The organism is Pseudomonas kribbensis (genome assembly GCF_003352185.1).
In the GTDB taxonomy this organism is placed as follows: domain Bacteria; phylum Pseudomonadota; class Gammaproteobacteria; order Pseudomonadales; family Pseudomonadaceae; genus Aquipseudomonas; species Aquipseudomonas kribbensis.
Map to the genome: position 1 here is coordinate 833,603 of NZ_CP029608.1, position 26,482 is coordinate 860,084.

Annotated in this window: 13 protein-coding genes, 2 tRNA genes and 3 rRNA genes; 16 read left to right on the forward strand and 2 right to left on the reverse strand. The window is 58.1% G+C overall.

All coding sequences use genetic code 11. The annotated features are described in order from the left end of the window. Positions 1–487: 487 nt before the first annotated feature. The 11 genes from DLD99_RS03785 (at position 488) to yfiB (ending at position 17,556) form a co-directional block, all read left to right on the forward strand. Positions 488–2,024 (forward strand): 16S ribosomal RNA (locus DLD99_RS03785). Positions 2,025–2,105: 81 nt separating this feature from the next. Beyond that, a tRNA-Ile gene (locus DLD99_RS03790) sits at positions 2,106–2,182 on the forward strand. A 30-nt stretch (positions 2,183–2,212) separates the two neighbouring features. Then, positions 2,213–2,288 (forward strand) — tRNA-Ala (locus DLD99_RS03795). 244 nt (positions 2,289–2,532) lie between these two features. After that, positions 2,533–5,423, forward strand: a 23S ribosomal RNA gene (locus tag DLD99_RS03800). Between the two features lie 163 nt (positions 5,424–5,586). Beyond that, a 5S ribosomal RNA gene (rrf, locus tag DLD99_RS03805) occupies positions 5,587–5,702 on the forward strand. The 16S, 23S and 5S rRNA genes sit together here with 2 tRNA genes alongside, the layout of an rRNA operon. 153 nt (positions 5,703–5,855) lie before the next feature. Then, positions 5,856–9,308: an exodeoxyribonuclease V subunit gamma gene (recC, locus tag DLD99_RS03810; protein ID WP_114881325.1), complete on the forward strand. Its 3,453-nt coding sequence runs from the start codon at positions 5,856–5,858 to the stop codon at positions 9,306–9,308. Further along, a complete protein-coding gene (gene recB, locus DLD99_RS03815; RefSeq protein ID WP_114881326.1) occupies positions 9,305–12,994 on the forward strand; it encodes an exodeoxyribonuclease V subunit beta in 3,690 nt (1,229 codons plus the stop codon). The genes recC and recB overlap by 4 nt, the downstream gene beginning before the upstream one ends. Then, positions 12,991–15,096, forward strand: coding sequence for an exodeoxyribonuclease V subunit alpha (gene recD, locus DLD99_RS03820; protein ID WP_114881327.1), 2,106 nt, complete (start codon positions 12,991–12,993; stop codon positions 15,094–15,096). The genes recB and recD overlap by 4 nt, the downstream gene beginning before the upstream one ends. A 119-nt stretch (positions 15,097–15,215) precedes the next feature. Further along, a complete protein-coding gene (yfiR, locus tag DLD99_RS03825) occupies positions 15,216–15,791 on the forward strand; it encodes a regulatory sequestration protein YfiR (protein ID WP_114881328.1) in 576 nt (191 codons plus the stop codon). After that, on the forward strand, positions 15,788–17,056 hold the full coding sequence (dgcN, locus tag DLD99_RS03830) for a diguanylate cyclase DgcN/YfiN (protein WP_114881329.1): 1,269 nt from the start codon (positions 15,788–15,790) through the stop codon (positions 17,054–17,056). The genes yfiR and dgcN overlap by 4 nt, the downstream gene beginning before the upstream one ends. After that, positions 17,056–17,556 carry an outer membrane lipoprotein YfiB gene (gene yfiB, locus DLD99_RS03835; RefSeq protein WP_192552822.1) on the forward strand — a complete coding sequence of 167 codons (501 nt, stop codon included), beginning with the start codon at positions 17,056–17,058 and terminating at the stop codon, positions 17,554–17,556. The genes dgcN and yfiB overlap by 1 nt, the downstream gene beginning before the upstream one ends. Here the strand turns inward: yfiB and DLD99_RS03840 are convergent. Beyond that, a complete protein-coding gene (locus DLD99_RS03840; protein ID WP_114881330.1) occupies positions 17,553–18,500 on the reverse strand; it encodes a LysR family transcriptional regulator in 948 nt (315 codons plus the stop codon). The two genes, yfiB and DLD99_RS03840, sit on opposite strands and share 4 nt — an antisense overlap. A 149-nt stretch (positions 18,501–18,649) precedes the next feature. On the opposite strand from DLD99_RS03840, the gene DLD99_RS03845 reads away from it, so the two are divergent. Further along, complete coding sequence (locus DLD99_RS03845; protein ID WP_085607979.1) at positions 18,650–20,176, forward strand: CoA-acylating methylmalonate-semialdehyde dehydrogenase; 1,527 nt, start codon at positions 18,650–18,652, stop codon at positions 20,174–20,176. 9 nt (positions 20,177–20,185) lie between these two features. Next, on the forward strand, positions 20,186–21,073 hold the full coding sequence (gene mmsB / locus DLD99_RS03850) for a 3-hydroxyisobutyrate dehydrogenase (RefSeq protein WP_085713193.1): 888 nt from the start codon (positions 20,186–20,188) through the stop codon (positions 21,071–21,073). Between the two features lie 76 nt (positions 21,074–21,149). Here the strand turns inward: mmsB and DLD99_RS03855 are convergent, their stop codons facing one another. Then, positions 21,150–21,494, reverse strand: coding sequence for a cupin domain-containing protein (locus tag DLD99_RS03855; protein WP_007953863.1), 345 nt, complete (start codon positions 21,492–21,494; stop codon positions 21,150–21,152). 739 nt (positions 21,495–22,233) lie between these two features. Here DLD99_RS03855 and DLD99_RS03860 point away from each other — a divergent pair. Genes DLD99_RS03860 through DLD99_RS03870 form a run of 3 tightly spaced genes read left to right on the forward strand, consistent with a single transcriptional unit; the run spans position 22,234 to position 26,481 of the window. Continuing rightward, positions 22,234–23,034 (forward strand): DapH/DapD/GlmU-related protein, encoded by an 801-nt coding sequence (locus DLD99_RS03860; protein WP_244220775.1) that lies wholly within the window; start codon positions 22,234–22,236, stop codon positions 23,032–23,034. Further along, positions 23,031–24,281: a glycosyltransferase family protein gene (locus tag DLD99_RS03865; protein WP_114881332.1), complete on the forward strand. Its 1,251-nt coding sequence runs from the start codon at positions 23,031–23,033 to the stop codon at positions 24,279–24,281. Before DLD99_RS03860 ends, DLD99_RS03865 begins: the two co-directional genes overlap by 4 nt. Before the next feature lie 22 nt (positions 24,282–24,303). Further along, the gene (locus DLD99_RS03870; RefSeq protein WP_114881333.1) at positions 24,304–26,481 is read left to right on the forward strand and encodes a prenyltransferase/squalene oxidase repeat-containing protein; all 2,178 of its coding nucleotides are present in this window, start codon (positions 24,304–24,306) and stop codon (positions 26,479–26,481) included. The last annotated feature ends 1 nt before the right edge of the window (position 26,482 follow it).

A 26,482-nucleotide genomic window follows, 5' to 3' on the forward strand; every position in this document is an offset into this window, starting at 1 on the left:
AAACGGAAAACTCCTTGAGATTCAATGAGTTAAGTAGGTTTCGATAGCGGGTAGCTTCAGATCATTGAAGCCTGGAAGGAGTTGGAAATGCCGGTTTTTCTGGCGCTTTCAACGGTTCGGTCTTCTCGATCGAAAGCGGAGAAAAAGAGGTGTTGACAGCAGCGTGTAACGCTGTAGAATTCGCCTCCCGCTAACGAGAGATCGGAAGCGCAAGTGGTTGAAGTTGTTGAAGAAATCTTCGAAAACTTCTGAAAATAATCACTTGACAGCAAATGAGGCTGCTGTAGAATGCGCGCCTCGGTTGAGACGAAAGATCTTAACCAACCGCTCTTTAACAACTGAATCAAGCAATTCGTGTGGGTGCTTGTGGAGTCAGACTGATAGTCAACAAGATTATCAGCATCACAAGTTACTCCGCGAGAAATCAAAGATGTAACCAACGATTGCTGAGCCAAGTTTAGGGTTTCTTAAAAACCCAAAGATGTTTGAACTGAAGAGTTTGATCATGGCTCAGATTGAACGCTGGCGGCAGGCCTAACACATGCAAGTCGGGCGGATGAAGGGAGCTTGCTCCTGGATTCAGCGGCGGACGGGTGAGTAATGCCTAGGAATCTGCCTGGTAGTGGGGGACAACGTTTCGAAAGGAACGCTAATACCGCATACGTCCTACGGGAGAAAGCAGGGGACCTTCGGGCCTTGCGCTATCAGATGAGCCTAGGTCGGATTAGCTAGTTGGTGAGGTAATGGCTCACCAAGGCGACGATCCGTAACTGGTCTGAGAGGATGATCAGTCACACTGGAACTGAGACACGGTCCAGACTCCTACGGGAGGCAGCAGTGGGGAATATTGGACAATGGGCGAAAGCCTGATCCAGCCATGCCGCGTGTGTGAAGAAGGTCTTCGGATTGTAAAGCACTTTAAGTTGGGAGGAAGGGTTGTAGATTAATACTCTGCAATTTTGACGTTACCGACAGAATAAGCACCGGCTAACTCTGTGCCAGCAGCCGCGGTAATACAGAGGGTGCAAGCGTTAATCGGAATTACTGGGCGTAAAGCGCGCGTAGGTGGTTCGTTAAGTTGGATGTGAAATCCCCGGGCTCAACCTGGGAACTGCATCCAAAACTGGCGAGCTAGAGTATGGTAGAGGGTGGTGGAATTTCCTGTGTAGCGGTGAAATGCGTAGATATAGGAAGGAACACCAGTGGCGAAGGCGACCACCTGGACTGATACTGACACTGAGGTGCGAAAGCGTGGGGAGCAAACAGGATTAGATACCCTGGTAGTCCACGCCGTAAACGATGTCAACTAGCCGTTGGGAGCCTTGAGCTCTTAGTGGCGCAGCTAACGCATTAAGTTGACCGCCTGGGGAGTACGGCCGCAAGGTTAAAACTCAAATGAATTGACGGGGGCCCGCACAAGCGGTGGAGCATGTGGTTTAATTCGAAGCAACGCGAAGAACCTTACCAGGCCTTGACATCCAATGAACTTTCCAGAGATGGATTGGTGCCTTCGGGAACATTGAGACAGGTGCTGCATGGCTGTCGTCAGCTCGTGTCGTGAGATGTTGGGTTAAGTCCCGTAACGAGCGCAACCCTTGTCCTTAGTTACCAGCACGTTATGGTGGGCACTCTAAGGAGACTGCCGGTGACAAACCGGAGGAAGGTGGGGATGACGTCAAGTCATCATGGCCCTTACGGCCTGGGCTACACACGTGCTACAATGGTCGGTACAAAGGGTTGCCAAGCCGCGAGGTGGAGCTAATCCCATAAAACCGATCGTAGTCCGGATCGCAGTCTGCAACTCGACTGCGTGAAGTCGGAATCGCTAGTAATCGCGAATCAGAATGTCGCGGTGAATACGTTCCCGGGCCTTGTACACACCGCCCGTCACACCATGGGAGTGGGTTGCACCAGAAGTAGCTAGTCTAACCTTCGGGAGGACGGTTACCACGGTGTGATTCATGACTGGGGTGAAGTCGTAACAAGGTAGCCGTAGGGGAACCTGCGGCTGGATCACCTCCTTAATCGACGACATCAGCTGCTCCATAAGTTCCCACACGAATTGCTTGATTCATTGAAGAAGACGAAAGAAGCAGCCCGAAATTGGGTCTGTAGCTCAGTTGGTTAGAGCGCACCCCTGATAAGGGTGAGGTCGGCAGTTCGAATCTGCCCAGACCCACCAATTTTGTGTGGGAAACGCCTGTAGAAATACGGGGCCATAGCTCAGCTGGGAGAGCGCCTGCCTTGCACGCAGGAGGTCAGCGGTTCGATCCCGCTTGGCTCCACCACTACTGCTTCTGAAGTAAGAGCTTAGAAATGAGCATTCCATCGTGCTGATGGTGAATGTTGATTTCTAGTCTTTGACTAGTTCGTTCTTTAAAAATTTGGGTATGTGATAGAAAGATAGACTGAGAGCCACTTTCACTGGTGGTGATCAGGCTAAGGTAAAATTTGTGAGTTCTCTTAGTTGAGAAATTCGAATTTTCGGCGAATGTCGTCTTCACAGTATAACCAGATTGCTTGGGGTTATATGGTCAAGTGAAGAAGCGCATACGGTGGATGCCTTGGCAGTCAGAGGCGATGAAAGACGTGGTAGCCTGCGAAAAGCTTCGGGGAGTCGGCAAACAGACTTTGATCCGGAGATGTCTGAATGGGGGAACCCAGCCATCACAAGATGGTTATCTTGCACTGAATACATAGGTGCAAGAGGCGAACCAGGGGAACTGAAACATCTAAGTACCCTGAGGAAAAGAAATCAACCGAGATTCCCTTAGTAGTGGCGAGCGAACGGGGACTAGCCCTTAAGTGGCTTTGAGATTAGCGGAACGCTCTGGAAAGTGCGGCCATAGTGGGTGATAGCCCTGTACGCGAAAATCTCTTAGTCATGAAATCGAGTAGGACGGAGCACGAGAAACTTTGTCTGAATATGGGGGGACCATCCTCCAAGGCTAAATACTACTGACTGACCGATAGTGAACTAGTACCGTGAGGGAAAGGCGAAAAGAACCCCGGAGAGGGGAGTGAAATAGATCCTGAAACCGTATGCGTACAAGCAGTGGGAGCAGACTTTGTTCTGTGACTGCGTACCTTTTGTATAATGGGTCAGCGACTTATTTTCAGTGGCGAGCTTAACCGAATAGGGGAGGCGTAGCGAAAGCGAGTCTTAATAGGGCGTCTAGTCGCTGGGAATAGACCCGAAACCGGGCGATCTATCCATGGGCAGGTTGAAGGTTAGGTAACACTGACTGGAGGACCGAACCGACTACCGTTGAAAAGTTAGCGGATGACCTGTGGATCGGAGTGAAAGGCTAATCAAGCTCGGAGATAGCTGGTTCTCCTCGAAAGCTATTTAGGTAGCGCCTCATGTATCACTGTAGGGGGTAGAGCACTGTTTCGGCTAGGGGGTCATCCCGACTTACCAAACCGATGCAAACTCCGAATACCTACAAGTGCCGAGCATGGGAGACACACGGCGGGTGCTAACGTCCGTCGTGAAAAGGGAAACAACCCAGACCGTCAGCTAAGGTCCCAAAGTTATGGTTAAGTGGGAAACGATGTGGGAAGGCTTAGACAGCTAGGAGGTTGGCTTAGAAGCAGCCACCCTTTAAAGAAAGCGTAATAGCTCACTAGTCGAGTCGGCCTGCGCGGAAGATGTAACGGGGCTCAAACCATACACCGAAGCTACGGGTATCACGCAAGTGATGCGGTAGAGGAGCGTTCTGTAAGCCTGTGAAGGTGAGTTGAGAAGCTTGCTGGAGGTATCAGAAGTGCGAATGCTGACATGAGTAACGACAATGGGTGTGAAAAACACCCACGCCGAAAGACCAAGGTTTCCTGCGCAACGTTAATCGACGCAGGGTTAGTCGGTCCCTAAGGCGAGGCTGAAAAGCGTAGTCGATGGAAAACAGGTTAATATTCCTGTACTTCTGGTTATTGCGATGGAGGGACGGAGAAGGCTAGGCCAGCTTGGCGTTGGTTGTCCAAGTTTAAGGTGGTAGGCTGGAATCTTAGGTAAATCCGGGATTCTAAGGCCGAGAGCTGATGACGAGTTGCCTTTAGGCGACGAAGTGGTTGATGCCATGCTTCCAAGAAAAGCTTCTAAGCTTCAGATAACCAGGAACCGTACCCCAAACCGACACAGGTGGTTGGGTAGAGAATACCAAGGCGCTTGAGAGAACTCGGGTGAAGGAACTAGGCAAAATGGCACCGTAACTTCGGGAGAAGGTGCGCCGGTGAGGGTGAAGGACTTGCTCCGTAAGCCCATGCCGGTCGAAGATACCAGGCCGCTGCGACTGTTTATTAAAAACACAGCACTCTGCAAACACGAAAGTGGACGTATAGGGTGTGACGCCTGCCCGGTGCCGGAAGGTTAATTGATGGGGTTAGCTAACGCGAAGCTCTTGATCGAAGCCCCGGTAAACGGCGGCCGTAACTATAACGGTCCTAAGGTAGCGAAATTCCTTGTCGGGTAAGTTCCGACCTGCACGAATGGCGTAACGATGGCGGCGCTGTCTCCACCCGAGACTCAGTGAAATTGAAATCGCTGTGAAGATGCAGTGTATCCGCGGCTAGACGGAAAGACCCCGTGAACCTTTACTATAGCTTTGCACTGGACTTTGAATTTGCTTGTGTAGGATAGGTGGGAGGCTTTGAAGCGTGGACGCCAGTTCGCGTGGAGCCATCCTTGAAATACCACCCTGGCAACTTTGAGGTTCTAACTCAGGTCCGTTATCCGGATCGAGGACAGTGTATGGTGGGTAGTTTGACTGGGGCGGTCTCCTCCTAAAGAGTAACGGAGGAGTACGAAGGTGCGCTCAGACCGGTCGGAAATCGGTCGTAGAGTATAAAGGCAAAAGCGCGCTTGACTGCGAGACAGACACGTCGAGCAGGTACGAAAGTAGGTCTTAGTGATCCGGTGGTTCTGTATGGAAGGGCCATCGCTCAACGGATAAAAGGTACTCCGGGGATAACAGGCTGATACCGCCCAAGAGTTCATATCGACGGCGGTGTTTGGCACCTCGATGTCGGCTCATCACATCCTGGGGCTGAAGCCGGTCCCAAGGGTATGGCTGTTCGCCATTTAAAGTGGTACGCGAGCTGGGTTTAGAACGTCGTGAGACAGTTCGGTCCCTATCTGCCGTGGACGTTTGAGATTTGAGAGGGGCTGCTCCTAGTACGAGAGGACCGGAGTGGACGAACCTCTGGTGTTCCGGTTGTCACGCCAGTGGCATTGCCGGGTAGCTATGTTCGGAAAAGATAACCGCTGAAAGCATCTAAGCGGGAAACTTGCCTCAAGATGAGATCTCACTGGAACCTTGAGTTCCCTGAAGGGCCGTCGAAGACTACGACGTTGATAGGTTGGGTGTGTAAGCGCTGTGAGGCGTTGAGCTAACCAATACTAATTGCCCGTGAGGCTTGACCATATAACACCCAAGCAATTTGACTGCTCCTGAATAAAGAGCAGAGCCAGATTGCGGTGTGTGAAGACGAAAGAACCGAAAGTTCGATCTTGCAAAACACCGAAACCTATCCCATACCCAATTTGCTGAAGCGAGGCCATCCGGTCACGAGTCAGTACCCGAATTTCTTGACGACCATAGAGCGTTGGAACCACCTGATCCCATCCCGAACTCAGAAGTGAAACGATGCATCGCCGATGGTAGTGTGGGGTTTCCCCATGTGAGAGTAGGTCATCGTCAAGATTAAATTCCGAAACCCCAATTGCGAAAGCAGTTGGGGTTTTGTTTTGCCCGCAGGAAAGTTCGTACAGCATTCTCAGACGCCTTGCGGCTGCCCTTACCAACCGACAATGCTAAGGTTCAGCCCTAGCTTTTGTATTTTTCCAAGGAAGCCTCATGCCGGACACACAGTCCCTCAACGCTGCATTCATGGTCGTTCAGAGCAATAGCCTGGACGAACTACGCAGCCTTGTGATCAGCATCATGCGGCGTTATCCGCTGGCTCCTCTGGAAAACGAAATTGCGCTCGTACAGAGCAACGGCATCGCCCAATGGCTCAAGCTGGCTTTAGCCGAGGATCCTGAGGAGGATGACCTTGGCGGCTGCGGTATTGCTGCCGCAATTGATGTGCAATTGCCGGGCAGTTTCATGTGGCAGCTTTACCGCATGGTTCTTGGACGAGATGAGATCCCGGCCAAATCCTTGCTCGACAAAGCCCCCCTGACATGGAGACTGATGCGCCTGTTACCGCAGGTCATCAATCTGCCGCATTTCGAACCCCTGCAACGTTTCCTGACCCACGACAGTGATTTGCGCAAGCGCTACCAGTTGTCTGAGCGTCTGGCTGATCTATTCGATCAGTATCAGGTGTACCGTGCCGACTGGCTGGAGGATTGGGCCGAGGGGCGTCATCAGCTACGAAATGTCAGAGGCGAAATAAAACCACTGCCCATCACCAGTTGCTGGCAGGCGGAGTTGTGGCGCGCATTGCTTGAGGATGTCGGTAAACAAGGTATGGCTCAAAGCCGTGCAGGCGTGCACCAGCGATTCATTGAATGCATCAACAACCTTGAAAAAGCACCGACAGGCTTGCCGTCACGGGTAATCGTTTTCGGAATTTCCTCACTGCCTGCGCAAGTACTCGAAGCATTGGCAGGGCTGGCCCGTTTCAGCCAGGTCCTGCTCTGCGTACACAATCCTTGCCGTTATCATTGGGCCGATATCGTTGCCGACAAGGATCTGTTGCGTCATCAATACAAGCGTCAGGCTCGCAAGAGCGGCATGCCCGTAGTGCTGGATCCGGAGTCACTGCATCAACACGCCCATCCGCTGCTTGCTGCCTGGGGCAAGCAAGGTCGTGACTACATCAATCTGCTCGACAGCTATGACGACCCCGGCAGCTATCGCGCGGCATTTCGCAATGGTCGTATCGATCTGTTCAGTGAAACAATTCCGCAAAACATGCTCAATCAACTGCAGGACGACATTCTGGAGTTGCGCCCGCTCAGCGAGACGCGTGAGCTCTGGCCTGAGATAGATCTGAAGCAGGATCTATCGATTCGATTCCACATTGCCCATAGTGCACAACGTGAAGTCGAGATTCTCCACGATCAGCTCCTGGCTCGATTCAGCGCCAATCCCGATCTTCGCCCCCGCGATGTGATTGTGATGGTGCCCGACATCGACAGTTATGCGCCGCATGTCCGTGCGGTGTTCGGGCAACTGGATCGTCATGATCCACGGTTTATTCCTTTCACGCTGGCCGACCAGGGGCAACGCGGTCGCGATCCATTACTGATCGCTGTCGAACATCTGCTTAAACTGCCCGACAGTCGTTTCCCCGTCAGTGAAATTCTCGACTTGCTCGATGTGCCGGCGTTACGCGCACGGTTCGGTGTGGAGGAACGGGATTTGCCGACTCTGCATCGCTGGATCGAAGGCGCCGGTGTGCGTTGGGGGATGGACGCTGACCAGCGCGCCGGACTGGGATTGCCAAATGAACTGGAGCAGAACAGCTGGCGTTTCGGCCTGAGGCGGATGCTCCTCGGATATGCGGTTGGCGATTCCAGTGCCTGTGCAGGTATTGAGCCATACGACGAAATTGGCGGCCTCGATGCCGCGCTGATCGGTCCTCTGTCCGCCTTGCTGGATGCCTTGGAGTACTCGCACCAGCAATTGCTCAAGCCTGCGAAACCTCAAGAGTGGGGGAGTCGGTTACAGGTACTGATGCAGTTGTTTTTCAAAGCGAGCAATGAGCATGACGACTACTTGCTGACTCAACTTGAGGAGCTGCGCGAGACATGGCTGGAGACCTGTGAATCTGTCGGACTGGAAGACGAATTACCGCTGACCGTTGTTCGCGAGGCGTGGCTGGCCGGGCTGGATCAGGGGCGTTTGTCCCAACGCTTCCTGGCCGGCGCGGTGAATTTCTGTACCTTGATGCCGATGCGGGCAATCCCGTTCAAGCTGGTTTGTCTGCTGGGCATGAACGACGGCGATTATCCTCGGGCACAACCACCGCTGGACTTCGACTTGATGGGCAGCGATTACCGGCCGGGAGATCGCTCCCGTCGTGAGGATGATCGCTATCTATTGCTCGAAGCACTGCTGTCTGCTCGCCATCAGCTCTACATCAGTTGGGTTGGGCGCAGCATTCGTGACAACAGTGAACGGCCACCCTCGGTGCTGATCGGTCAGTTGCGCGATCATCTCGCCAATGGTTGGCGAACGACTGCTGAAAACGCGGATCTGTTGCATGCCATGACCCAGGAACACCCGCTGCAGCCTTTCAGTTCACGTTACTTCCATGACGGTGATGAGCTGTTCAGCTATGCCAATGAATGGCAGGTGCTGCATCAACGTCATGAGCCTGCCGAAATGAAAGGAATGCTTGAACCCCATATCCAGGAGGAGCCGCTCGGCCTTGCACTGTTGCAGGATTTCCTGCGCAACCCGGTTCGACACTTTTTCACTCAACGCTTGAAGGTTTACTTCGAAGCGGCACAGGTACCTCAAGTCGATGAAGAGCCCTTTGTGCTGGATGCCTTGCAGCGATACACCCTCAGCAGCAGCTTGCTCGACGCGGCCTTGAGATATCCGGAGAGTGTTGATCAGGCGCTTGAGGCTCAGGCTCGGCGCCTGCAAAACAGCGGGCTGCTGCCCATGGCGGGATTTGGTGAGTGCCTGCAGCGAGAGTTGATCGAACCGCTTCCTGATTTGCTGCAACGCTATCAACAACTGCTGACGCTTTGGCCTACTCCGCTGACCAGTGCGATCCCGATCAATCTTGAATGGCAGGGATTACGTCTGGAAGGATGGCTTGGAGGTTTGCATCAGCGCGCCGATGGCGGTGTGCTGTCGGTGACGACGATTCCCAACAGCATCGGCTCGGTCAAAAACCGTAAATGGCACCGTCTGATCAAACCGTGGGTCGATCATCTGGTCGCTTGTGCGAGTGGGCTTTCCTTGACCACAGCACTGGTCGCCAGCGACGACACTCTCTTGCTTGAACCGATGGAACAGGATCGGTCATGGCGGATACTCGAAGATCTGCTGCTCGCCTGGCAGGCAGGAATGCGCCAGCCACTTCCGGTTGCGGTTAAAACCGCTTTTGCATGGCTGGGCCAGAGCGACCCGCTGAAGGCTGAAGCCGCTGCACGCAAAGCCTATGAAGGTGATGGCCAGACCAGCGAAGGCGAGAGACGCGAAAGCCCCGCATTGGCGCGGCAGTTCCCGGATTACGATGCTTTGCTGGTCGAGGAGACATTCCCCGATTGGTGTAACGCTCTATACCGCCCGGTGCTCGAAGCCCCCTGGCAATCATTGGCCAGCGAGGGGGGACGTTCATGAGTACACAGCAGCCACTTGCCCTGGCGTTTCCATTGAAGGGCAGTCAACTGATCGAGGCCAGCGCGGGTACTGGCAAGACGTTCACCATCTCCGCGTTGTATCTGCGCTTGATCCTTGGTCATGGAGGCGAAGCGAGTGGCTTCGGTCGCGAGCTGCTGCCACCGCAGATTCTGGTGGTGACCTTCACCGACGCAGCAACCAAGGAGTTGCGCGAGCGCATTCGCACACGTCTGGCCGAGGCCGCACGCTTCTTTCGTGACGAGACGCCGCCTCCTGATACGTTGATCGATGAGCTTCGCGCGCAGTTCGAGCCTCAACAATGGCCCGGTTGTGCCAACCGCCTGGACATCGCCGCGCAATGGATGGACGAGGCTGCCGTCTCGACGATCCATAGCTGGTGTCAGCGAATGCTGCGCGAACACGCATTCGACAGCGGCAGTCTGTTTACCCAGTCTCTGGAAACCGATCACAGCGATCTGCTCGACGAAGTGCTCCGCGATTACTGGCGCCTGTTCTGCTATCCGATGCAGGGTGATGCCCTGAATTGGGTTCGTACTAACTGGGGAGGTCCGGCCGCCCTGTTGTCTCGTGTACGTGCTCTCTTCGGCACTGAACGTGACGGCAAGGAAGGCAGATCTCCGGCCGAGATGATCGATGAGTGCCTGCAGGAACGCCGCGCAGCATTGGTTGAATTGAAGAAGCCCTGGCAGCAGTGGGCGGATGAGTTGCTCGCCATTTGTCATCAGGGAGTTGCCAGCAAGACAGTCGACGGGCGCAAGATGCAGGCCCGCTACTTCGAGCCCTGGTTCGAGAAGCTCAAGGCCTGGGCGGAAGACGAGTCACTGGAACAACTGGATATCGGTACCGGATTTACCCGGCTGACGCCGGACGGCATGGCCGAGGCCTGGAAAGGTGAGCCCCCGAGTCATCCGGGACTGGACGCGATGTCGAGGCTCAAGTCGAGTATCGACGGGTTGCCGACGCCTGACGCGGCCGTGTTGCAGCACGCCGCCAAATGGGTGGGCGAGCGCTTTGAAGAAGAAAAGCGCCGGCGTGCCGAAATGGGCTTCGATGACATGCTGCTGCGCCTTGACGCAGCCTTGCAATCCGAAGGCGGCGAACGCCTCGCCACGCTTATTCGCGAGCAGTTTCCGGTCGCTTTGATCGACGAATTCCAGGACACGGATCCGGTGCAGTACCGGATCTTCGAGAACATCTATCGCATCGAGGAAAACAATCCCGAAACCGGACTGTTTCTGATCGGAGATCCCAAGCAAGCGATCTATGCCTTCCGTGGCGCGGACATCTACACCTACCTGCGCGCGCGAATAGCCACCGCAGGGCGACTGCATACGCTGGGTACGAATTTCCGCTCCAGCCACGGGATGGTCCGCGCAGTAAACGAGGTGTTCGAGCGCGCCGAGTCCCGTGAACAGGGACGCGGTGCGTTTCTGTTTCGAGAGAAAGACGGTGACAACCCGGTGCCGTTTCAACCTGTGGATGCTCAGGGACGCAAGGAGCATTTACAGATCTCCGGGCAAGACGTTCCGGCGCTGAACATCTGGCGTTTATCTACCGAGCAGCCGGTCTCCGGTGCGGTGTATCGCCAACAATTGGCGGCGGCTTGCGCCAGTGAAATCACTGCCCTGCTCAATGGCGGACAAGCCGGCAGCGCGGGTTTCGCGCAGGACGGCAAGGATTTTCGTGGGCTGCAACCGGCGGACATCGCAATTCTGGTGCGCGATGGCAAGGAGGCTCAAGCAATACGCGGTGAGCTTGCCGCCCGTGGGGTGCGCAGCGTCTATCTGTCGGACAAGGATTCAGTCTTCGCGGCCCAGGAGGCCCATGACCTGCTGGCCTGGCTCAAGGCCTGTGCCGAGCCGGATGTCGAGCGCTCGCTAAAGGCAGCCCTGGCCTGCATTACCTTGAATCTGCCGCTGGCTGAACTTGAGCGCCTGAATCAGGATGAGCTGGTCTGGGAAGAACGAGTCATGCAGTTCCGGGCCTATCGCGAGATCTGGCGCAAACAGGGCGTGCTGCCGATGTTGCGGCGCTTTCTTCATGACTTTCATCTACCGCAAACCCTGATCGGTCGCAGTGATGGCGAGCGGGTGCTGACTAACCTGTTGCACCTGTCGGAGTTGTTGCAGCAGGCGGCCTCTGAGCTGGATGGCGAGCAGGCGCTGATCCGGCATTTGGCCGAGCACCTTTCGTTGTCCGGTCAGGCGGGTGAGGAGCAGATCCTGCGCCTTGAAAGCGACGAGCAACTGGTCAAGGTCGTGACGATCCACAAGTCCAAGGGGCTTGAGTATCCGTTGGTGTTTCTGCCCTTCATCTGCTCGGCCAAACCCGTGGACGGCAGCCGGCTTCCGTTGCATTACCACGATGCATCCGGCAAGGCTCAGGTCAGTCTCAAAGCGGATGCCGAGCTGATTGCCCTGGCCGACAATGAGCGACTGGCGGAGGATCTGCGTTTGCTCTACGTCGCCCTGACCCGGGCACAACATGCGTGCTGGCTTGGTGTGACGGATCTTAAACGCGGCAATAACAGCAGCTCGGTCCTGCATCTCTCGGCACTTGGCTATCTGCTGGGTGGTGGCCCGTCGCTGAGCGAGTCCAGCGGTTTGGCTCGTTGGCTGGACGATCTGCAACAGCATTGCCCAGCGCTGAGCATCGTGGAAATGCCACTGGCAACCAGCGAGCGCTACCAGCCACCACGCAACGAAGCGACCCCGAGTGCCACGTTGATCCCCAAGCGCAAGGCCAGCGAAAACTGGTGGATCGCCTCTTACAGTGCCTTGCGAATCAGTGATGTGTTGAGCGTAGGCAGTGATGAAGCACCGGACAGTCCCCAAGCGCAGAAGCTGTTCGACGACGAGCGCCTAGAGCCCGATGCTCCCCGCGAGATCATTCCGGGAGGCGCCGAGATTCATCGTTTCCCCCGTGGGCCGAATCCGGGGACGTTTCTCCATGGATTGCTCGAATGGGCAGGTGATGAAGGTTTCGCGGTTTCGCGCGAAGCGCTGGAAGACGCGATCGCCCGGCGCTGCAATCGTCGTGGCTGGGAAGGCTGGATCACGACACTCAGCGACTGGTTGCAGCATCTGCTCAAATCGCCGATGCCGGCAGGTGCCGGTCGACCTGCAGTCGTGCTGGAGCAACTGAAACAGTATCGGGTCGAGATGGAGTTCTGGTTCGCCAGCCACAAGGTCGATGTCGTCAGACTCGACGAGCAGGTACGCAAGTTCACCCACAACGGCGTAGCCAGGGTGGCCGCCGAGGCCGTGCAACTCAACGGCATGTTCAAAGGATTCATCGACCTGACCTTTGAGCATGATGGTCGTTACTACGTAGCGGATTACAAATCCAACTGGCTGGGTGTCGATGATGCCGCCTACACCGAACAGGCCATGGAACAGTCGATTCTGGAAAACCGCTACGACCTGCAATACGTGCTGTACCTGCTGGCACTGCATCGTCAGCTCAAGGCCCGCCTCGCCGATTACGATTACGACCGGCACGTGGGCGGTGCGCTGTATCTGTTCCTGCGGGGTACACGGGCAGACAGCGGTGGTGTGTATTTCGCGCGGCCGCCACGGGAGCTGATCGAGCGTCTGGACCGGATGTTCCAGGGCAAACCGGAACCGAAATCCGAGCCGGTATGGGAACAGGGAGAATTGCTATGAGCCGCACCTTCGCGCACTTGTCGCCGATTGCGCTGGATGCAGACAGTCTTGCTCGACTGACGCCCCTGATGCAGGCCGAGGACTTGCTGCAGTTACTGACCCACTGGGTAGAGCGAGGGTGGCTGCGGGCACTGGACAAGGCATTCGTGACGTTTCTTCATGAGTTGGTGCCAAACGTCGACCCGCTGGTTCTGCTTGCCGCGGCTTTGACCAGTCACCAGCTCGGTCATGGTCATGTGTGCCTGGATTTGTTCGAAACCCTCAAGGCTCCTGACTTTGCCCTGTCCCTGCCACCTGAGGGGGATGCGCAATCCGGCGTGTTGTTGCCATCGCAATTGCTTGAATCACTTGAAGGCGCGCACTGGTGCAAAGTGCTGGCCGGCAGCCCTCTGGTGGCGCTGGCTGCCGACGAGAGTGAGTCTGCACGGCAATGCCCTCTGGTGCTGTCCGGTAAACGCCTGTACCTGCGCCGGTACTGGACCTATGAACGACGTATCGACACGGCACTGCGCCAACGTTTGGCAGAGCATGAACCGACGCCGGGTGATCTGTCGCAGCGACTGGACGAGTTATTCGGGTCGGCAAAGACATCCGGTGCGATCGACTGGCAGAAACTCGCCTGCGCACTGGCGACCCGAGGTGCCTTCAGCATCGTCACGGGCGGGCCGGGCACCGGCAAGACCACCACGGTCGTGCGTTTGCTGGCCTTGCTTCAGGCTCCCGCCGTCGAAGCCGGCCAGCCTCTGCGTATTCGCCTGGCCGCGCCTACGGGTAAAGCGGCAGCGCGGCTGACCGAGTCCATTAGCCAGCAAGTGCAATCGCTGGAGGTTGCCGAAGCCGTTCGGGAGAAGATTCCTTCCGAGGTGACTACCGTTCACCGACTGCTCGGCAGTCGTCCCGGCACTCGACACTTCCGCCATCACGCGGGTAACCGCCTGCCACTGGATGTGCTGGTGGTCGATGAAGCATCCATGATCGATCTGGAAATGATGGCCAACCTGCTTGATGCGTTGCCTTCACATGCTCGTCTGGTGTTGCTGGGCGACAAGGATCAACTGGCCTCTGTCGAGGCCGGTGCGGTGCTGGGGGATCTGTGTCGTGATGCCGAGGCGGGTTGGTACAGTCCGCAGACACGTCAGTGGCTGGAATCCGTGAGCGGGGAGTCCTTGCAGGACGCCGGTTTGCACGAAGACACGGACGGTACGCACCCGCTGGCGCAGCAAGTGGTGATGTTGCGTCACTCGCGGCGTTTCGGCGAGGGCAGTGGCATCGGCCAGCTTGCGCGCCGGGTGAATCAGCAACTGCCGGATGAAGCTCGTCACTTGCTGGCAGCGCGAAGCCATGACGACGTGTATTCGCTGGCACTCAAGGGAGAGCATGACCATGCACTGGAACGCCTTGTTCTGGACGGGCATGGCGAGGGGCCCCATGGTTATCGGCATTACCTGAGCGTCTTGCGCAATCAGCGCCCGCCTGCCGGTGCCCCACTTGAGCATCCCGGTTGGCTCGATTGGGCGCGAGCAGTCTTGCAGGCGTTCGATACGTTCCAGTTACTGTGCGCCGTGCGCAAAGGGCCGTGGGGTGTCGAGGGGCTGAACCTGCGTATCACCGAAGCACTGCTCAAGGCGCGGCTGATCGACAGCGACCAGCAGTGGTATGAAGGCCGTCCGGTCCTGATGACCCGCAATGACTATGGCCTGGGGTTGATGAACGGTGATATCGGTATCGCTCTCAAGCTGCCCGAACGAGATGGACCGAACGCCGGTGAACCGGTGCTGCGGGTGGCGTTCCCGCGTAACGATGGGCGCGGAGGGGTGCGGTTTGTGTTGCCGAGCCGGCTCAATGATGTTGAAACCGTGTACGCCATGACGGTGCACAAGTCGCAAGGCTCGGAGTTTGCCCATACCGCGTTGATCCTTCCCGACGCCCTGAATCCGGTATTGACCAAAGAGCTGATCTACACCGGCATTACCCGAGCCAAACACTGGTTCACCTTGATCGAACCGCGAGCCGGGGTATTCGAGGAAGCGGTGCAGCGCAAGGTCAAGCGCTTGAGCGGTTTGATGCTGGAACTGGAGGAAGGCGCGGCGCTTCGAGGGTGAAGTTGCCAGTGATTGCCGGCGTTATCTGACCGACCGGTCAGAGGGGGCTGTATCGCTGGCGTTCCAACGCTGTGCTATCGTTGCGGCATCATTTCGTTACGATCCAAGAGAATCCCTGCATGAAGCTGGCTGTCTGGGCGACAGAGCGCGTAGTTGGCAGCAAGCGAGCGTTGCTTGCCGTTCTGCTCTGTTTGCTCACAGGTGGGGTTGCTGCCCAGCCGCAAACACCGGTCGGTATGGCTGAACAACGGGCCAAATCCGTCACTCAGGTAGTCCTTGGCATCCTCAGTTACGCCCGTTGGCCGGTCGAGCCTGCGCAATTGCGCCTGTGCATCGTCGGTCCCACCGAATACACCGACGATCTGGTGAAAGGCACGACCCAGGCTACGGGCCGGCCTGTCACGGTGCGTCGCCTCTTGGCCGATAACCCGTCCATCGTCAGCGAGTGCGATGCGGTGTATATCGGCAAGCTCACCGCCGATGAACGCAGCCGACTGTTCGCTTCGCTGATCGGTCACCCGGTATTGAGCATCAGCGAGGGCGGCGATCAATGCACGGTCGGCAGCCTGTTCTGCCTGCGGGTTGGTGATGAGCAAGTGTCGTTCGAGGTCAATCTCGACTCCGTCGCCCGCAGCGGCGTGCGCATTCATCCGAGTGTGCTGCAGTTGTCGCGCCGCAAGCCGGCGGCTCCATGAGACGCGACAAATCCACAGGGCGTCCGACCCTGGGTTCGGTCATCGGCCGCGGGCACTTGATCGTGGCGCTGGTTGCCGTGGCAATGGCCAGTGTGTCCCTGACCCTGCTGGGCGTGCTGGCGCTGCGGGTCTATGCCGATCACAACCTGCACTTGATCGCTCGTTCGATCAGTTACACCGTGGAAGCAGCGGTGGTGTTCAACGACAAGCCTGCCGCGACGGAGGCGCTGGCGTTGATCGCCTCGACTGAAGAGGTGGCAGACGCGCAGGTGCTGGACAGCCAGGGTCAGTTGCTGGCGCGATGGCAGCGACCGGAAAACGGTTTGTTTTCCGGGCTGGAAATGCAGATCACGCGGATAGTGCTGGAAAAACCGATCAGCCTGCCGATCCTGCACCAGGATCGCGAGATCGGCCGGATCCTGTTGATCGGTCACGGCGGCAGCCTGATGCAGTTTCTGTTGAGCGGTCTGGCGGGCATCATTCTCTGTACCGCGATCAGCGCCTGGGTGGCGCTCTTTCTGGCGCGCCGTCAGTTGCGGGGGATCATCGGCCCGCTGCACAGCCTGGCGGGGGTGGCCCACGCCGCTCGCAGCGAACGGGCACTGGACCGGCGGGTGCCACCGGCGAAAATCGCCGAGCTCCACAACCTCGGCAACGACTTCAATGCTCTGCTCGATGAGCTGGAGTCGTGGCAGACCCACCTGCAAAACGAGAACGAAACCCTTGCCCACCAGGCCACTCACGACAGCCTCACGGGACTGCCCAACCGGGCGTTTTTCGAAGGGCGCCTGATTCGTGCATTGCGCAGCGCTAACAAACTCAACGAGCGCGCAGCAGTGCTGTTTCTGGACAGTGATCGTTTCAAGGAGATCAATGACAATTTTGGCCATGCGGCCGGCGATGCGGTGCTGGTGGCGGTCGCGAACCGGGTGCGCGCGCAGTTGCGCGAAGAGGATCTGGTGGCGCGTCTGGGCGGCGATGAATTTGCCGTGCTGTTGACGCCGTTGCACAAGACCGAAGACGCCGAGCGCATTGCCGACAAGATTCTCGCCAGCATGGACACTCCGATTGCATTGCCGGGCGACACCAGTGTGGTGACCTCGCTCAGTATCGGCATTGCGGTTTACCCCGACCATGGCGCCACGCCCGGCACCTTGCTCGATGCGGCCGACGCCGCGATGTATCAAGCCAAGCGCCTGTCCCGCGGCGCCCAATTCACCGCCGGGTCGGAGCACCCGGTCGATCCCGTTCAAACCAGGAGCTGATGCCCGTGTTCTCAATTTCCTTTCGACTGATTTCCACCCTGTTACTGACCGCCATGCTGGCCCTTACCGGTTGCCAGACCGCTCCGCAAAAAGGCCTGACGCCGGCGCAGATTGCCGTGCTCAAGCAGCAAGGTTTTGAACTGACCGACGACGGCTGGGAGTTCGGCCTGTCGGGCAAAGTGCTGTTTGGCAGCGACATCGAAAGCCTGAACAAGCAAAGTACCGAAATCGTCGAGCGTATCGGCAAGGCCTTGTTGGGTGTAGGCATCGAGCGGGTTCGCGTGGATGGCCACACCGATGCCTCGGGCAAGGAAGCCTACAACCAGCAGCTGTCTCTGCGCCGGGCAAAAAGTGTCGGCAAAGTGCTGACCACGGTCGGCATGAAGGAAGAGAACATCCAGCTGCAAGGCCTCGGTAGCCGCGAGCCGGTAGCCTCCAACGACACCGCCGCCGGCCGCACCGAAAACCGCCGGGTGTCGATCGTGGTCAGCGCCGACTAGTCGGCGAACTGCATCTCCCGGGTCTGTCCCATCAACAGCGCCTGATTGCGCTCGGTCACTTCGCGGATGTAGTCCCACAACAGGGTGATCCGCTTGAGCTTGCGCAGGTCCTCCCGGCAGTACATCCAGAACTGCCGGGTGATATCGATTTCCTCCGGCAACACCGGCAACAGGCGCGGATCCTGGGCCGCGAGGAAGCACGGCAGAATCGCCAGCGAACGTCCCTGCTGCGCCGCCACGAATTGCGCAATCACGCTGGTACTGCGCAAGTTCGCGCTGGCGCCGGGCACCACGTTTGCCAGATACAGCAGCTCCGAGCTGAACGCCAGGTCATCCACATAACTGATGAATTGATGCTTGCCCAGGTCGGCGGGGCGGCGGATCGGTGGGTGTTTGTCGAGGTATTCCTGGGTCGCGTAGAGCTGCAAACGGTAGTCGCAGAGTTTGCAGCACACGTACGGCCCGTGTTCCGGGCGTTCGAGGGCGATGACGATGTCGGCCTCGCGTTTGGACAGGCTGATGAAGTGCGGCAACGGCAGGATGTCCACCGAAATCGCCGGGTAGGCGTCGACGAAGTGGCTCAGTTGCGGGGTGATGAAGAAGCTGCCGAAACCCTCGGTGCAGCCCATCCGCACATGTCCGGACAGTGCGACGCCGGAGCCGGACACCTGCTCGCAGGCCATGTGCAGCGTACTTTCGATCGACTCGGCGTAGCTCAGCAGACGCTGGCCTTCGGCGGTCAGCACGAAACCGCTGGTGCGGGATTTCTCGAACAGCAATGTGCCCAATGCCGCTTCCAGCGAACTGATTCTGCGCGACACCGTGGTGTAGTCCACCGCCAGACGTTTGGCCGCGGTGCTGGCCTTGCGGGTACGGGCGACTTCGAGGAAAAACTTGAGGTCGTCCCAGTTCAGCGAGCCTAAAGAGGTGATGTTTTTTTGCATGATGGACGGGCTTATATGTGCGTTCTTATTAGAAGTTTGCACATCTATACTCCAAAAACAGTCCGACAACCAATTCGCGACACACGCCTCATCTCAAGGCGAACCTTTCGCCTTGGCTCCCAAGATAAAAACAATTTCTGGAGACCAGCATGAACGCATCGCTTACGCCCAACGAAACCACGGTCCAGAAGGTCAAGCTGCTGATCGACGGCGAGTGGGTCGAGTCGCAGACCACCGAGTGGCACGACATCGTCAACCCGGCGACCCAGCAGGTGCTGGCCAAAGTCCCGTTCGCCACTGCCGCTGAAGTTGATGCTGCCGTCAGTGCTGCCCAGCGCGCCTTCCAGACCTGGAAGCTGACCCCGATCGGCGCACGCATGCGCATCATGCTCAAGCTGCAGGCACTGATCCGCGAACACTCCAAACGCATCGCCGTTGTACTGAGCGCCGAGCAGGGCAAGACCATTGCCGATGCCGAAGGCGATATTTTCCGTGGCCTGGAAGTGGTCGAGCACGCGTGCTCCATCGGCAGCCTGCAAATGGGCGAGTTCGCCGAAAACGTTGCCGGCGGTGTCGACACCTACACCCTGCGCCAGCCGATCGGCGTCTGCGCCGGCATCACGCCGTTCAACTTCCCGGCAATGATTCCGCTGTGGATGTTCCCAATGGCCATCGCCTGCGGCAACACCTTCGTGCTCAAGCCGTCCGAACAGGATCCGCTGTCGACCATGCTGCTGGTGGAACTGGCCATCGAAGCCGGTATTCCGGCCGGCGTATTGAACGTGGTCCACGGTGGCAAGGACGTGGTTGACGGCCTGTGCACCCACAAGGACATCAAGGCCGTTTCGTTCGTCGGTTCGACCGCCGTCGGCACTCACGTTTATGACCTGGCCGGTAAACATGGCAAGCGAGTGCAATCGATGATGGGCGCGAAGAACCACGCCGTGGTGCTGCCGGATGCCAATCGCGAGCAAGCGCTCAATGCCTTGGTCGGCGCCGGTTTCGGTGCGGCCGGTCAGCGCTGCATGGCTACTTCGGTGGTGGTGCTGGTGGGCGCGGCCAAACAGTGGCTGCCGGATCTGAAAGCGCTGGCGCAGAAACTCAAGGTCAACGCCGGCAACGAGCCGGGCACCGATGTTGGCCCGGTCATTTCGAAAAAGGCCAAGGCGCGGATTCTCGATCTGATCGAAAGCGGCATCAAGGAAGGCGCGAAACTCGAGCTGGACGGTCGCGACATCAGCGTGCCGGGCTACGAGAAAGGCAACTTCGTCGGCCCGACCCTGTTCTCGGGCGTGACCACCGACATGCAGATCTACACCCAGGAAATCTTCGGCCCGGTGCTGGTGGTGCTGGAAGTCGACACCCTCGATCAGGCCATTGCGCTGGTCAACGCCAACCCGTTCGGCAACGGCACCGGCCTGTTCACCCAGAGCGGCGCGGCGGCACGTAAATTCCAGACTGAAATCGACGTCGGCCAGGTCGGCATCAACATCCCGATTCCGGTGCCGGTGCCGTTCTTCAGCTTCACCGGTTCGCGCGGTTCGAAACTCGGCGACCTCGGCCCGTACGGCAAGCAAGTGGTGCAGTTCTACACCCAGACCAAAACGGTCACGGCGCGCTGGTTCGATGACGACAGCGTCAACGACGGCGTGAACACCACCATCAACCTGCGCTGAGGAATGGCCATGAAAATCGCATTTATCGGTCTGGGCAACATGGGCGCGCCGATGGCGCGCAACCTGATCAAGGCCGGGCATTCGCTGAACCTGGTGGACCTGAACAAAACCGTGCTGGCGGAACTGGAGCAACTGGGCGGCACCATTCGCGCTTCGGCTCGCGAAGCTGCTGAAGATGCAGAACTGGTGATCACCATGTTGCCGGCGGCCGTGCATGTACGCAGCGTCTGGCTCGGTGAAGACGGCGTACTGGCCGGGATCGGCAAGGGTGTGCCGGCGGTGGATTGCAGCACCATCGATCCGCAGACTGCGCGCGACGTGGCGGCAGCGGCCGCCAAACAAGGCGTGGCCATGGCCGATGCACCGGTGTCCGGCGGCACCGGCGGCGCCACGGCGGGTACGTTGACCTTCATGGTCGGCGCCACCCCGGAACTGTTCGCCACCCTGCAACCGGTGCTGGCGCAGATGGGCCGCAACATTGTGCATTGCGGTGAAGTCGGCACCGGGCAGATCGCCAAGATCTGCAACAACCTGTTGCTCGCCATTTCGATGGTCGGCGTCAGCGAAGCGATGGCCTTGGGCGATGCGCTGGGGATCGATACCGGTGTGCTCGCCGGGATCATCAACAGCTCGACCGGTCGTTGCTGGAGCTCGGAAATGTACAACCCGTGGCCGGGCATCGTCGAAACGGCTCCGGCCTCGCGTGGTTACACCGGTGGCTTCGGCGCCGAGCTGATGCTCAAGGATCTGGGGCTGGCCACCGAAGCGGCGCGTCAGGCCCATCAGCCGGTGGTGCTGGGCGCCGTGGCGCAGCAGTTATATCAGGCGATGAGTCAGCGCGGGGAGGGTGGCAAGGACTTCTCGGCGATCATCAACAGCTATCGCAAGCCGCAGTAAATGTCGTCAGGCCTGTGCTCGGCACAGGTCTGTATTGCCGGGAAATCACGTCGGGTGGTTTCCCGGCTTTTTTGTATCAGGCGAACACGAAATATTTGCGCACGGTCTCGACCACTTCCCAAGTGCCTTTCATGCCCGGCTCGACGACAAAGATATCGCCGGCACGCAGGTGGATCGGCTCCATGCCGTCCGGGGTGATGACGCAGTAGCCTTCCTGGAAATGGCAGTACTCCCACTTCACGTAGTCCACTCGCCACTTGCCCGGCGTGCAGATCCAGGTGCCCATGATCTTGCTGCCGTCTTCGCTGGTGTAGGCGTTGAGGTTGACGGTGTGCGGATCGCCCTCGAGCTTCTCCCATTTGCAGGCGTCGAGTACTGGCAGCGGGTGGGTGTCACGCAGAACGGTGATAGGTGCGGGCATGACGGCTCCAGGTCAAAGGCAGTTTGAGTCGCCACCGTAACGTGGGTGAGCACCGTCGAAATGTCTGGGTTCGACCTCCAGATGCCCGTTAGCGCTGAGCGGGAAAACCCGATAAAACCGCAATTTGCACCAATGCTGTGCATATATGACGGTTTTAATACAAGTGCGCACCATAAAAGTTCAATAAATTTTTAGACCAAAACGAGATAACCATCTTGGCACCTATTGCAAAACAAAATCGTCTGTACTATAACATTCGTACTAAAGGACAATCCCACTCTAATGGAGCTACACCAGAGTCACGGACAGACTTGAATCGGCTTTTCTTCACATGAAACTGACTTGGCTTTCGGCGCAAGCGTGAACGTCTACCTGTTGTTAATGAATAACGACAATTGAATGAACCGGTCAGTTAATAAGTTGCGCAGACGCAATGTTGTGCGTGCTTTGAATAGAAGCCCTAAATAAACAGTTAATTATTATTTGTGCTGCGGCGGAATTATATCTGCGGGATACGCACGCCTATCGAATTTTTATGTGCCCGGCATCAATGGAATGAGGCTTTATTGTGGACGACATAAATGTAGTTGAAGTTTTGACGACCGTGAATGACGCGAGTGAGTTGGGCCGGCATGTCTGGATTCGTGCTGGCAGTTGCCTGCAAAACGTTCAGGTCGCCGATGATTGTTTCATCGGATTCAAGTGTGATTTGCAGTTCACCTCAGTTGGCGCGTCCAGCATGTTTGCCACTGGCGCTCGTTGCCTGGGAACGGCGCAAGCACCGGTGCAGATTGCCGAAAACGTCTGGCTGGGCGCCAAGGCCACCGTGACCGCCGGCGTTTCCATCGGTGCGGGAGCGGTAATTGCTGCCGGAGCGTTGGTGACGGCGGATGTGCCGGCCGATGCCATCGTGGTCGGTCGTCCGGCACGGGTCATCGCCCAGCGCACAGTCGTCGAAGACGGCCTGCCGAGCCCGGCACCTGTGCTGGCCAAAGTCCGGGACCGGGCGCGTCAGGGCTTGCCGTCGATGCTCGATCGTTCCACGCAGTCGGTGCCGCGCCTCAAGGCGTTGAACCCCGACACCGCGACCTGGGACATCAGCGACGAAGCCTTGATCGATGCCGAATTGCGCGGCGGTGCTTCGGTGGAAATCGCCCGGGACTGCATTCTGATCGGGCGCAGCAGCCGTCAGGGCGGCATGTCGCAACTGGGCGGCATCGAACTGGGCACCGGCGCCCGACTGGCGCCGGGCGTGGTTATCGAAGCGGCCGGCGGAGTGACCATCGGTGCCTTCAGCGAGCTGGCCGAAGGCGTCACGATTGTTGCGTCCACTCATGATCATTCTTTCCGCTCACTGCCCTGGGAGGAGGCACCTGTGCGCATTGGAAGTCGTTGCGTAATTGGCGAGGGCGCCATCTTGGTAGGTCCACTGAGTATCGGTGACGGTGCAGTAATAAAACCGTACTCGGTGGTGATAAGGGATGTATTGGAAAACACTGTGGTTCATGGCGTTGTTCAACTAATGGAGATTCAAGAATGATTTTATTTGCCCCCAATCCGACCGGTTCAGGCCACAACATGCGCGCGCTTTCGATCGCTCAGGCGATTAAAAAGCAACGTCCGGACATGCCATTGACCGTGGCACTGGCTTCTTTGCAGCCGACCTTCACTCCGATGTTTGAAAAATCCGGCGTTGAAGTGGTGGATATTGCCGGCCGTCTGGTCGATTACTCGAAAAAGAGCAACTTGTCGAAAGAACTCGACTGGAATAATTACATCGGCGGTTATATCGCCAATACCTTCCTGTCTGGCGAGCGGATTCTGTCTTACCTGGCCCTGATCGACGAGTACAAGCCGACCGCCCTGGTGTCGGACTACAACATGGCCGCCTGCCTGGCCGCGATTTTCAGCGGCACGCCGCTGGTGTTCGTGACCGAGCGTTATGACTTCACCCTCTGCCAGCTCCAGGATCACGACCTGGCCGACGGTGGTTTCGAGGTCAATGCGCTGGAAATGGCCCGGGCCCGCACCGCGCTGCACAGCCAGTTCAACTGGATGATCAATCAGAGCCAACTGGTGCTGACCGACAAGCCGTACGTGGCTTCACTCGATCAGGGCACGCCGGTGGCTGAAGCACTGAACAGTGGCAAGGCGCATTTTGTCGGGCCGATGATCCGCGACATCAATGTGCAGACCGGCTTGAACGTGCGCGAGCAATTGAACCTCGGTGATGCGCCGTTTGTGGTTGCCTCGATCAGCGGCACCACCATGTTTGCGCAGAACAAGGACGCGCTGCTCGCCGCCTACCTCGACAGCTTCAAGGTCCTGCGCGAACGCAATCCGGAACTGAAACTGGTATTGCTCGGACGTCAGGATACCCAGGCCCAGGACGGCGTGGTTTGTGTGCCGTATTACCCGGACTGGATGGGCCTGCTGCGCGAAGCCAGTCTGCTGATTTCGGCGCCGGGCTGGATCACCGTGACGGAAATCGCCGCACTGCAGGTTCCGACCCTGTTCGTGCTGCCGTCCAAATCCGAATACCACGAACTCGAAGCCCTGCGCCGTCTGGAGCTGCTCGGTTTCCCGACGCATCTGGGTCACGATCGCGACGCCATCGTCGATCTGATTCAGGGCGAACTGGAGAAAGACACTCGCGCTTCGGCCTATTACGCGCCTCATCGCCAGGTGGCCGCACCGGACGGCGAAGGTGCCGCCCGCGCCGCGACGCGCATCATCGAGTTGTGCCAGGGCAGCGTTGTATCGCTGACCGCAAGCAAAGCCGCTTAACCTCAAGGAAGAGGGATTTACCATGCCGCTGCATCCGCAGTTTGTATTTGATCAAGGCCTCAAGGACATTGAGTACGGCGGTTTTTTTGCTGTCACCGATGCCAGTGGCGAAGTCGCGATTTCCACTGACAAGCAGTTGCAGGACCAGGTCGCGGCCACGCTCTACCAGGCCGACCACGGTGACGATGTTCAATTGCGTTTTGCCCACGACGGGCTGATGCGTTTGTACGATGCGCCGAACGCCGGTTTCCACGAGCTCGCTGACCGCTACTGGACGCCCCACGGTTCGGGGCGTTGCCGAACGCTGGCGCTGCAACTGGACGCATTGGCTGCGCTGATTGCCTATCAGCGTCGAGTGCCGCAGGACGCGGCGAACGATGCTGTGATCCGCGGCATGCTGGAAAAGGTCGAAGCGCTTTACGCCCGTTCCACGGTTGCCGGCCTGTACAGCAGCGACTGGTCGACGCCGCTGGAGCTGGCGACCTCGATCGATCTCGACATCAGCGCCACGGCGTTGCTGGCGCGCATCGGCAACGAGCCGTTGGGCCTGGGACTGGTCGGGCACCTGCAGATTCATGCAGAAAACCTGATCGGCCGGGTGGCCGGCAGCGACAGCCAATCCTGTGTCGATGTGGCGCTGACCCGTTGCGCCGTGCGTGCTCAGGTCAGCGTGGTGCTGGCGCGTCTGGCCAATGTGCGGGACGACAACGCGTTGTCGAACCTGGCCCGTTCGTTCCTGCTGCAGACCCTGGCGTTGTTCCGCGATCCGGCCTACGGCGGGTACTGGGACCGGGTGGGTATCAACGGCAAAGTGCGTTGCGACTGGCACACCTCGTACAAAAATCACGAGTCGCCATTCCCGATCAAAACCGCCTACGACGTGGCGTTGCTGTTGCAGGCGATCCAGGCCTTGCCGTCCGGCGCGAGCGACGCTGACCGCGCTTCGGTGACGGCTGCTTTGCTGGAGTTTCACGACTCCCGCAATGGCGGACTGTTCATGGGCAAGGGCTATTTCTGGTCGACGCCGGATGACCCGACCGTACCGTTCATTCGGCAGTTCTGGGCGCCGCCACGTCAGCCGGGGATTTTCAGCATCGGCAATCTGACGTACCTGCCGCTGCACCTGAAGAGCCTGAAAACCCAGCTCGCTGCTGCCCACGCCTTGCAAGCCATCGAGCCGGCCGCCGCCGTTGCTCATCATGACGATGCGGTGTTGGTAAACCGTGAGCTGCAAGTGATCGATGGCGGTGGCGACGTCCAGCGCATTCACCCGAATGGCGTGCCGACCATCAATGTCGATCTGCAGCGTTATCTCGCCTGGTTGGCCAAGGCCCGGGCTTCGAACGAAACGCCTTACGGGCTGACCGCCGAAACCGCGCCGCTGGGTTTCCGGGCCGACAAAACATGGCAGGTGTTTTCCGGGCTGCACGTGATTTCGGACTTGCACGCCCTGGGCCTGCAAATCGAAAACAAGGCCAGCCTGATCGATTGCATCAGGGCCTCGCAAAACACCGACGGTGGATTTGCCGAGCAGCCGGGGCATCTGAGTGACGTGTTCGCGACCTACTGCGCGGTGTTGTCGCTGCGAGTGCTGGGCGCGTTGCCGAACGATATCGGCGGTTGCGTGCGTTACCTGCAAGCGTGTCAGAACCCCGATGGCGGGTTCGGCGATGTGCCGGGTTTCGGCTCGGACATCTGGCACACCAACCTGGCAGTGCTGTCGCTGCATGCGCTGGAAGCCAAAGCGCCGGACGAGCAGGGCGTGATGGCTTTTGCCCTGCGCTGCCGCTCGGCCGACGGCGGTTTCGCCAACAAGCCAGGGTATCCGCCGGATGCGTTTTCGGTGTACCGCGTGGTGTCGACGCTGTTCATTCTCAACCGGCGCATCGTCGATGCGGAACAGACTGTCGCCTGGCTGCAAAAGCTGCAACTGGCCAACGGATCGTTCCATTACCGGCCGGGCAAGGCAGTCAGTCTGGTGGGCACTTACATGGCCATCGCGGCAATGTTTCTGCTCGACGCGCAGCCGACGTATTTGCAGGAATCGAAAGACTGGATCGCTTCCCATCAGAAGCAGGACGGTGGATTCGGCCCGCTCAACGCAACCTCGGCGACCACTGACGAAAGCTTCGTCTGCATCCAGACGCTGCTGATTCTCGAGCAAGGGCTGTCGCAATACTGGGTCGCGTTGTTGAACTGAC